At 58.2% G+C, this 9,594-nt stretch carries 8 protein-coding genes; 4 read left to right on the top strand and 4 right to left on the bottom strand.

Annotated features, from left to right (window positions below):
* Positions 1 to 2,333: DEAD/DEAH box helicase (locus RWR81_RS10810; protein ID WP_314457667.1), on the bottom strand; the 2,333-nt coding region annotated here is incomplete at its 3' end.
* Between the two features lie 221 nt (positions 2,334 to 2,554).
* On the opposite strand from RWR81_RS10810, the gene RWR81_RS10805 reads away from it, so the two are divergent.
* Positions 2,555 to 2,815, top strand: coding sequence for a type II toxin-antitoxin system Phd/YefM family antitoxin (locus RWR81_RS10805; protein ID WP_314457666.1), 261 nt, complete (start codon positions 2,555 to 2,557; stop codon positions 2,813 to 2,815).
* Between the two features lie 76 nt (positions 2,816 to 2,891).
* On the opposite strand, the gene RWR81_RS10800 is transcribed toward RWR81_RS10805, so the two are convergent.
* Complete coding sequence (locus RWR81_RS10800) at positions 2,892 to 6,071, bottom strand: hypothetical protein (protein ID WP_314457664.1); 3,180 nt, start codon at positions 6,069 to 6,071, stop codon at positions 2,892 to 2,894.
* 458 nt (positions 6,072 to 6,529) lie between these two features.
* Between RWR81_RS10800 and RWR81_RS10795 the strand changes: the two genes are divergently transcribed.
* The 3 genes from RWR81_RS10795 (at position 6,530) to RWR81_RS10785 (ending at position 7,758) form a co-directional block, all read left to right on the top strand.
* Entirely contained in the window at positions 6,530 to 6,790 is a 261-nt protein-coding gene (locus RWR81_RS10795; protein ID WP_314457662.1) for a type II toxin-antitoxin system Phd/YefM family antitoxin, read from the top strand.
* A gap of 501 nt (positions 6,791 to 7,291) precedes the next feature.
* Positions 7,292 to 7,504, top strand: a complete 213-nt coding sequence (locus RWR81_RS10790) for a hypothetical protein (RefSeq protein WP_314457659.1) — start codon at positions 7,292 to 7,294, stop codon at positions 7,502 to 7,504.
* Positions 7,505 to 7,506: 2 nt separating this feature from the next.
* Positions 7,507 to 7,758, top strand: a complete 252-nt coding sequence (locus RWR81_RS10785) for a hypothetical protein (protein ID WP_314457658.1) — start codon at positions 7,507 to 7,509, stop codon at positions 7,756 to 7,758.
* A gap of 129 nt (positions 7,759 to 7,887) precedes the next feature.
* Here the strand turns inward: RWR81_RS10785 and RWR81_RS10780 are convergent, their stop codons facing one another.
* Together RWR81_RS10780 and RWR81_RS10775 are read right to left on the bottom strand one after the other, a co-directional pair.
* Positions 7,888 to 8,781, bottom strand: a complete 894-nt coding sequence (locus RWR81_RS10780; protein WP_314457656.1) for a DUF4231 domain-containing protein — start codon at positions 8,779 to 8,781, stop codon at positions 7,888 to 7,890.
* Positions 8,782 to 8,792: 11 nt separating this feature from the next.
* Complete coding sequence (locus RWR81_RS10775) at positions 8,793 to 9,335, bottom strand: TIR domain-containing protein (protein WP_314457654.1); 543 nt, start codon at positions 9,333 to 9,335, stop codon at positions 8,793 to 8,795.
* Between the last annotated feature and the right edge of the window lie 259 nt (positions 9,336 to 9,594).

The following is a 9,594-nucleotide window of genomic DNA, read 5'->3' as shown; positions in this document are numbered from 1 at the left end:
TCCAGGGCGATGTCGAACAGGAGCCGACGGCGCACGTGCGGCTTGGCCTGGCTGCGCTTGGAGGCCGGGGCCTTCGGGTCCCAGTAGGGCTTGAAGCGCTGGTGCTCGGACAGGGCTGCGGGAACCAGCCGGTAGCGGTCGAAGGCGCTGGCCTGGGCGTCGTTGAGGGCGGCCTCGGCCCACTCCTCGATGGGCATCTCTGCTCGCAGCGCCCCGCGCAGGGCCGAGCGCAGGCTCATCGTGTGGGAGCGCTGGTTGACGTAGCCGGCGCGGTGGGCGGCGTCCTGCACGGAGTCGGTGAAGATGAGGGCGCGTTTCTCGGTGTTGTCGAGGGCGTCGTCGCCGAACAGGGTGGTCAGCGACACTGACAGGAGGGTGGCGACGGCCGAGCCGAGGAAGCGGATGGAGTCCTTGGCCCCGCAGGAGGGGCAGACGTCGTTGGTGGAGTCCTCGGTGATGCTGCGCTCGTCCCCGGTGAGCATGAGGACCGGCAGGACGAGGCCCTCCTTGGCCTCGGTGCTCTCCTGGTCCGGGCGGCGGGTGAGGATTTCGCGGCTGTTGATGGAGTACCAGCGCAGCCCGGGGTGGCGGGCCTCCAGGTTGATCTCGCCGGCCTCGGCGCGGGTGCGGTAGTCGGCGTCCTCCCCGGGGGCGTGCAGGAGGGCCCGGAAGCGGGGGTCGCCGGTCTTGCGGTCGCGGCGCACGTGGGTCTGGTCGTCCTTCTCCTTCTGACCGGTGGGGGCCAGGACGATGCCCCACCCGGAGCGCCCGCAGGAGCGGCAGTACAGGGCGGGGCGCGCGGGCTCCTCGACCTGCGTCTGCTCGGAGGCGGCGTCGGCCCAGCGGAAGGAGGGCAGGGAGCTCAGGGTCCGGTCGACGCGGGTGACCTCCCGGATCCACAGGGTGACCTCCACGTTGACTGCGCTGCGGTCGGGTTTGCCGTCGAGTCCGGCGCGCACGACGGACAGGGCCGCCAGGATCGCGGAGAGGACCCGCCGGGCCAGGCCCGACTCGGGGATGGGGCCCAGGAGGTCACGGGCGAGGTCGGCCAGCGACGTGGAGCGCTCGGCGGCGCGCACAAGGTCCAGGATGTCAGGGTGGGCCTGGAGGGCGGAGGCGAGGCCGGCGGCGTCCAGGGTGTCCTCCACCTCCTCGGTCAGGTCGTAGAGGTGGGCGACGACGCCGCGGAGCAGCTCCGCAGGGTCAGGAGAGCCGGCTTCGGCGAGGCGGGCCAGGGCCTGCAGGTTCTCACCGGGCAGGGAGCGCAGGCGCAGGGCGCGGCCGGCCAGGCCCTTGGACTCGGCCACCTGGCGGTGCGTGGCGGCCCACTGGTCGAGGTCGGCGCGGGTCTCGGTGACGACGGCGCTGGTGGGCAGGTCGGTTCCAAAGACGTCGCGGGCGAAGGCGAGCATCTGGGAGGGGTCTCCGCCGTCGCCGAGCGTGGCGGAAGTCGCCACCGGGCACACGGGGCCGAGTGGGGCGGAGGCGAAGGCCTCCTGGCGGGGGTGGTCGGCGGGTAGGTGGGCGCGCAGGGTCAGGCCCAGGCGCCGCAGCAGCATGGCGACGTCGGTGCCCTGGGCGCCGTCGTAGGTGTGGAACTCGTCGAGGACCAGGTAGGTGAGCGACCCGGCTGAGGCCCGCCACAGCTCGCGGTCCTCGGGGCGCAGGAGGAGCTGGTCGAGCATCTTGTAGTTGGTGAGCAGAATGTCCGGCGGGTTGTCGCGGATGACGTAGCGGTCGGTGATGAGGGAGTCGGCGGTAACGTGCTTGCGGGGGCTGGCGGAGGAGTCCCCGGTGTAGATGGCGGCGCGCACGCCGGCCAGGGCGGGATCCTTGGTGATGAGGCTGGCGAGGCGGCTGGCCTGGTCGGAGGCCAGGGCGTTCATGGGGTAGAGGATGAGGGCCTTGATGCCGGTGATTCCCTGGGCGCGGGCGCGCAGGACGTGGTCGAGGACGGGGTGGAGGAAGGACTCGGTCTTACCGGAGCCGGTGCCGGTGGTGACGATGGTCGGTTCGGGGCGGTGGCCGCCCTTGGTGGTCAGGCGCCGGTAGGAGTCCTTCTGATGCTGGTAGGGGGTCAGGCCCGGATCCCAGTCGAGGGGGCGGTCGGCGGGGTGGGCCGGGTTGGTTGTGCCGGGGCGGGCGCTCGCGGCCAGGTAGGGCAGGCGCAGGCGGACGAAGGGGCCGACGAAGACTCCCTGCTTCTCGTCCTCCAGGAAGTCGGTGAGCACGCGCCGCGGTTCGGCGTCGGTGAGGGCAAAGGTCGTCGAGAGGTAGTCGACGATGGACCGACGGATGCGTTCGGCCTGAAGGCTAGGGAGGAGGAGCGTCATAGCTGGAGCGTGGTGGTGATGGGCGGTGGGGTAGATGGTGGCGAATGGTGTACGGGAGTGGTGTCTGCCGGGGCCGGCGCCACCTCGTGCGGATCGTCGTTGTTCCGGGAGTGATCCCGCAGGTCAGAGGCTACCGCAGCGAGGGGAGGGGAGAGGCGGCGGCCCGAGTCGCTTCTTGGTGACGAGGCGTGAAAACTGCGACCTTCACCCATACTGGAGTCATGCTCGACCTGCCTGTCTCTGTTGCGTGTAGCCAGCTCGATGAGATCGTCGACGACGTCTGCGCCAGACATGAGCCTGTCTTCCTGACCCGCCAGGGTCGCCGCGTGGCCGCAGTGATCGACGCGGATGACCTGGAGCGGCTCACCCAGGCGGCAGAGGACCTGGCGGACATCGAGGCGGCCGACGCAGCCCGAGCTGAGATCGCAAAGCACGGCACCATCCCCTGGGATGAGGTCAAGGCTGACCTCGGACTCGCATGAGATACCGGCTCCGGTTCAACTCGGCGTGGATAAGCGGAGCGATCCTGACGTGATTGTGTTTGCTGCTGAACACCATTCACGTCCGATTCTTATCCCTAGCAAACCATGAAAATAATCTCCTCCATCCTCGTCTGCGACACCCTGAAGCTGCCGGATTCTGTGGAAATGAAATCCATCCTGCAGGTGCAGTTAAAGTCTCGTCAAAAGGTTTGGTGTAATCGTGGTACACGAGTAGAACACCGTTCGCTTGACGTATCAAATCAGTAAACTCCGGCGAAACACAGATCTGTTGTACCAAAGGCTGTCCTCCCGGAGAGTATATCTCGAGGTAGTCATGCAGCAAAGTGAGGTACCATCCATGCGCTATGGGGCGAACGGCAATTGGGTTTGCGGTGACAGTCAACCCGGATTCTACGAATGGGACGTGACCTAAGGGATGTAACCCTGCATTGTCGATCATATAAAAGCAGGGATTGCAGATAAACAGCGCCGGAGTGTTGTGAATCTGATCTATGGCTTCATAGTAGAGTATCTCGTCGCTAGAATTGAACACAGTAAAACCTTCGGGGGAATTAATGAACTGATCTTGTCGCGCAAATTGGTTGGAAATAATTTCCGCGGTGTAAGTCCATAAATCGAGGAGTTCACGGTTGTCGTCGACGACCTGTAAAGCCTCGATGATGGCCTGACGTAGGTCGCCGGTCTTCCTTACTCCCACTGCTTTGAGTATATTCATGCGGGCGCGTTGACTCGGAGTGAGGCTGCCGTCGAAAGAAGAAGCTCCATCGACGATCTGACTAATGAGTTGACGCAGGTGCTGGTTGTCGGCAGAACGCTGCGCTACAGCGATGATCAGCGCGGCCCCAATATCAAGCAAGAATTCAATAGACTTCGCAAAAAGAATGCCTTTATTGAACGCCAACTCCGTGGCTTTCAGAATCAGATTGACTCCACTCTGAAAATGATCATGCTGGGCCATAGAAAGTGCTTCAAGCATGTCTAGCTGAAGTTTCTCTATGAGGGGAGAAGGGTTTTGATGCTTCCACTGACCTTGGCTTGTTTGAATCTCAAGCGAACGGAGGCGGTCGTGTAGTTTTCGATCAGCCGGGTGTCGATTCTCGACTGCTTCTCTGATCATTCGCAGAGCCCGTGGAACCCCTGTCCCGATCTGATTCAATGCTTCCCTGTGTGACTCACCATAATCGGCAGCAAGTCGAGAAAGTAGCAGGAGTTCTTCATCTTCGTGAAGTAGATCAAGGAAGTAAGCAAGAACTCCGATGGTCTCAATTTGCAGAGCGGCGACTGAGAGAGGGTCGATGTCGTTGGTAATTTGCTTTCGAATCTCTATTGCGCTCTCAAGCCATCGCCGTCCGATGTGCCTAGCCCAATTTGGGTCAGGGCCCACTCCATCAAGAGCCGCCGCAAGTGCACCCACATTGTGCATCAAGGTGGTCCATTCGCCAGGTATATGTGCGGTAGAGAAACTGGAAACGCATCTCGACAACAATATATCTATAGGGGGAAGGAGAGTTGTAGCCTCAATGAAACGTTGTTCTTTAATGAGAGTTTCGATTCGGTCGGAACATGTGTGAACCAGTGCGACAAGGGTGCGCCCCTGGATAGAGATTCCCTCAGAGGAGCGCGTCAGTATAAGTTGGACGGCATCATGCATATCGACGAATTCGTCGTAGTCGTGAGGTCCGCGTTGGTCGGGATGTAGCGACATCGTCACTACGCTGCGGCGCATTAATCCATCGAGTAATTCGCGGGTAGAGCCTAACGTTGCGATCCAGGAATCTAGGAGGGGTACCGGTATCCGGTGCCCTCCCATGAGCGCGATACCTATAATAAGGGTGTTCTCGTTTTCGGTGAGGTCTCTCAGTAGGTCCATCACTACTCGATAGGCAGTAGCTGGGTAACCGTGAGGTACAAGACTGACGTCGTCGAGATTGAGACGGTCAAGACGATCCACAAAGTCGGAGATCCTTTCTATGTCACCACCACGTTGCTTGATCCAGGCAGTGGCGAATTCCAATGCAAGAGGCCAGTATTCGAGGCGCCTGGCCAGTTCATCACATGCCTGTTCCTGTTCCTTACTCCATTTTGAGGTGAGTTTATCGAAACGTGCGGCAAAGAATGAACGAGCCTCTTCGATGGAAAAACCTTGAATTGTAGTAGATGCTGCAAAATTGTCCGACCAAGACTTGTTGGTACTTGTGATCACTACGTGCCCATACCCGCTACATGGAACCCACCTCACAACGCTTTCAGTGTCAGCGGCGTTGTCTAGCACCAGCAACCAAGGTACAGGAACCTGACTCATTACAGCGGTGAATACCTCCGCTGGGTCACCTCCGCCGTCGGAAGCTCCTAACTCCTTAAGGACCATCGGGAGTTGCGCTTGTAAAGCGATTTCACTAGACGCATCCATCCACAGTACGAACGCGAAGTTTTCTATGCGATCCTGGACTAGTTTCACTACAGAAGAGGATTTCCCTGTGCCGGACAACCCAGAGACAACTGCGCAATGAACGTACCCCGTCTGCAGTGTCTTCAAAGGCAGCTTACTGCATATAAATGAATCCAGCTCAAGGCGCGCAATAGGGGTACTATGAGGGACTTGGATCGCTCTTCCCCAGGAACGCTTCTGGATGGCGTCAGCCAGCAACGCGGAGGGTTCAGCAAGGATCCTATCGACGTCGGCGCGGGTGATGCGCTGCTGGGATCGGTCAGACCCTCTTTGATGAACCATGTCAATGAGTTGAGCGAGGATAATGTGGTGGACCTGCAGTCCGCCCGCCCCTCTTTCTCGGAGCCGGGAAATACGCTCTAACAGCAGTCGGATTAACGTGCCTAAATCGCGACTATCATGTCGAAAGTATTCGCCCGGCTTGCAAGACCAAAGTTCATTATCATTGTCGCGAGCAAGATCTTGAGTAAGTTTGCGGTTCGTCACTAGGTGGCGGTCGGATACAGTGGGGTGCTCATCGGATAGTGAGTCGAAAATTCGGCGTACATCTGAGGCACCCATGACTGTGCTGGATCCTGCTTGAGAAGCCTTGACTTGTACCGCCTCGTCCCAACTGGCTCCTTTTCTAGAGACCAGTATGTCGGCCGAGTCTTGACCTTCCAAATCTACATCGACGAACCAGGATATGAGTTCGGGATTTTCATAGAGGTCAAGAATTAATCCTACTGTCACCACGTACTGATAACGAAAACCAAATGCGGCTGCAACTCCACCAGAACTAACCATAGCGGAAGTATACGTGCTCGTTGGCGGAAAAGTCCACTGGTATCTAGGATTGTGTCGCCAACAGAGGTGTGTGGCGTAGTAGGTCAACTACCTAGCTTTCTCAACGCTAACCTGTATTTCGAGAATGTAAGCAATTTTTGTCATGGTAGGGTCGGTCAACAATAGTGTTGTTCTTCGGTCGTTGAGGCTGCCGTCGATTTTATGTTCTAGGAGGCGGGTGTGTGAGCTGAAGATGCTCGCACCGAGGCGATCCCGAAAAAAGGGAATGCGGCACGGTGGTGGCCGAGAAACAATGGGAATTCGCTGCTAATGCGTCTATCCCTGAGTGGATCGTCGTTGTTCCGGGAGTGATCTCGCAGGTCAGAGGCTACCGCAATGAGGGAAAGGAAGAGGAGTTGGACCGAGTCGCGTCTTGGTGACAAGGTGTGAAAACTGCGACCTTCACCCATACTGGAGCTATGCGCGACCTTCCTGTCTCTGTTGCGCGTAGCCGGTTCGATGAGATCGTCGACGGTGTCCGCGCCAGACATGAGGCTGTCGTCTTGACCCTCCGGGGCTGCCGCGTGGCCACGGTGATTGACGCGGATGACCTGGAGCGGCTCACCCAGGCGGCAGAGAACCTGGCAGGCCTCGAGGCCGCCGACGCCGCCCGCGCTGAGATCGCCGAACACGGCGCCATCCCCTGGGACGAGCTCAATGCTGACCTCGGGCTCGCATGACTCACCGGATCCAGTTCAGCTCCGCACCGGAGTGCAGGCTTGCCGTTCTGCTTGCGTGACCTGCCATCACATCCGACCGCCTGAGATGGCACGGATCAAGCGCAGCGCAACACGACCTGCCGCAGGAGCCACAGACGACCGAAGTGTCCCCGCAGGTGGATCCATGTCACCTGACTTCCTTCGCGGGTACTTGTGATGAGTATCGTCGGGCTGTGGACAGGGCTGAGCGGGGCCGGCCATAATGGTGGGGAGCCACCCGGGTGCCATCCGGGCGACTCCCCTAGCAAGGGGATGGTCTAGCCGATCCACTTGCTGAGGGCATCCACAATGACACCGACGGCCCGGACAAGGCGAGCGATCGAGTTCAGTATGTCGCTCACCTTCCGGGCCGTTACCTTGCCTTTGCGGACGTGTGCGCGTCGGCCTTTCGGCTTGGACACGGCCCTCGTGTGTTGGTAACAAAGGTTGACGCCTGGCTGTGTGGCAAATATAGTTGCCATCATGGGGTTCTTGAAGAGTGCGTGGAAGCACGGCCTCACACGAGAGGACATTGACCATGCCCTGAACAATCCCGTGGCCGTCCATTATTTCGACGGTTATGTCATTGTCGTCGGCCCTTCTCGGTCCGGTCATCTGATCGAAGTTGGTGTCAATGATGACGACTTCGTCTTTCATGCAATGTCTGCGCGCGAGAAGTTCTTGAGGAGGAAGTGAACATGAAGACCACTGAAGAGATGCTTGACGAGATCGAGAACGCCAACAACGGAGATGGTCCGGCTCCCTTGGCTACGGTCGACGATCCCGATCTCGCAAGAATTGCGGTCGCGCAGATACGTCTTCGTGCCGCCGAGCGCGAGCTCGATGAGGCTGTAATGGTTGCACGCGATGCTGGCTTGTCATGGCAAGCGATCGGGGATGTATTGGGCATGACTCGCCAAGGTGCGAACAAACGTTTCCACGCCGCCTGAGGAGCGGTGTGTATCTGCGAGATCGAGTAGAGAATCGCGGGCTTGGTATTTGTGACGGAGGTAGGCCTGCTCACCTTGACGGATGCGTCAACTTTCGCATAATTAGAAATCCTCCCGTGAACATGTATCTTAGGTGTCGTTCCAGTTAGGAAAACGGCCGATTCGCGAAGCTAACCATGTGGTATGCTCTCGACTGATAGCCTCTTCTGCATCGGCAGCCAGTAGAGGCCATTCCGTTTCTTCAACAGTGATTAATTTGGATGCTTGAATGCCTAGTTCCTTTGTTGCTACTGCGTATGCAGAAGCGAGAGGGGAAAACTGTTTTACTGCTACCCATGCGGTGCCAGCAGTAATCAAAGACGCCAGGAATCCCGCAAGGTCAATATTCCATCCACCAAATGCGCGACCTGCCGCTAGAATGACCGCTATAAACTCGAAAAGGGCAAGAAAGGCACTCGAAAGGCGGGCTTTTCGACGGTTGGTTCGAGCTTTACTTGCGTACCATTGTTTCTGCTCTAGGGTTCTGCCTTTTACGTATGCGGAGCGTCTTAATGGAAATTCAAGGGAGCGCAATATATCCATACAGTCTGTGATAACGGGGTCCAATTCATCGAAGATGATGTTATCTGACACCTGGCTTGCGATTGATGAAATGCGTTGACGAAAGTTAGATTCCGCCTCTACTCGGCTCATCTCCTTCGGAAAGGGGTCTGCGCAGACAGCGTATCTCCACGCAAGAGTTTTGACAGATTCCGCCACGGCTCTTCCTTCGTACCACGTGCGTTCCGGCTGAAGGATTAACAGAGTGAGTTCGCACCCGAATGCGAAAATGAAGCCGAACAAAATGGTCCAGGCGGCAATGTCGAAGCTGCCAAGGTGCAATGATAGTGCGCCTCCAGTGGCGGCAGTTAAACCACCTCCGATCTTGACTCCTGTAAGCCATAGCGTCAGCAATTGGCCCCGCTTAGATTCGCTGTCCGCATTCCTCCAAGCGCCAGGTAGGTCAGCGTCTTTCAATATCATGATATCTCTAATTAGGCGTTCCGCTGACGGAGTGTGCGTCCATTGTTGCGAAGATAGTCTTTCTGGGCTCGGTTTGAGTAGGCGATTTCAATGAAGTGCGCTAAGGCGTCAGAGTTAGGTGGGTATGGCCACCAGCGTGCGTAACCTTGATCGCCATCTATGTTGTCTTGAAGGCGTGCGGGGATCCGCAAGTCGGAGTAATACTGAACGGATGGTAGGCTGATCGCTAGGAGTCCACTGGCTGTGGTCGTCTTAGTGTCGCGAAGGGATGCAGCAATCTCCCAGTCGACAAACTTTCGTCCCCATGTTTCCATGCCGATCATTACGATTGTGACGGTTGTGGTTCGTAGGTATCTTTCACGAATCTGCTGCATAATGTAGTCAGAGTTGTTGCTGTTTATAATGTCGCCAGGCAAGCCAGCACCGATTCCGTTAGCAATAAATACATCATGGTAGTGGTCAAATGTGTCAATAAACTGTTCGACCTCCTGCTCGTCGTCATGATGATATGAGATGAAGCACTTGTGGCGTGTTTTTGTGGCTAGTGTCATCATGGGATTCTCCTTGCGTTCTTATGAGATGGGATGTGGGTGGGGGTGCAGTTGATTTACGGGGGCAGGGGTTTGCGTCTATCCGGAGGTTATATGCGTCCCCGTGCCGAGGTCGGGCTGGGTGAGGGCGGTGTGGATGCGGCGGAAGTCGGATTCGCGGTCGCGGATGCGGAAGGGGAGGTCGTAGATGTAGGAGACGCCAGAGCCTGGGTGGGGGTGCAGTTGATTTACGGGGGCAGGGGTTTGCGTCTATCCGGAGGTT

The sequence above is a fragment of the uncultured Actinomyces sp. genome (assembly GCF_963526355.1).
Lineage (GTDB): Bacteria > Actinomycetota > Actinomycetes > Actinomycetales > Actinomycetaceae > Actinomyces.
This window is presented reverse-complemented; position numbering and strand designations above follow the sequence as displayed.

Coding starts and splice junctions, on each gene's coding strand:
- RWR81_RS10780 (WP_314457656.1), bottom strand. CDS start 8,781: ATGATATTGAAAGACGCTGACCTACCTGGCGCTTGGAGGAATGCGGAC.
- RWR81_RS10775 (WP_314457654.1), bottom strand. CDS start 9,335: ATGATGACACTAGCCACAAAAACACGCCACAAGTGCTTCATCTCATAT.
- RWR81_RS10785 (WP_314457658.1), top strand. CDS start 7,507: ATGAAGACCACTGAAGAGATGCTTGACGAGATCGAGAACGCCAACAAC.
- RWR81_RS10800 (WP_314457664.1), bottom strand. CDS start 6,071: ATGGTTAGTTCTGGTGGAGTTGCAGCCGCATTTGGTTTTCGTTATCAG.
- RWR81_RS10795 (WP_314457662.1), top strand. CDS start 6,530: ATGCGCGACCTTCCTGTCTCTGTTGCGCGTAGCCGGTTCGATGAGATC.
- RWR81_RS10790 (WP_314457659.1), top strand. CDS start 7,292: ATGGGGTTCTTGAAGAGTGCGTGGAAGCACGGCCTCACACGAGAGGAC.
- RWR81_RS10805 (WP_314457666.1), top strand. CDS start 2,555: ATGCTCGACCTGCCTGTCTCTGTTGCGTGTAGCCAGCTCGATGAGATC.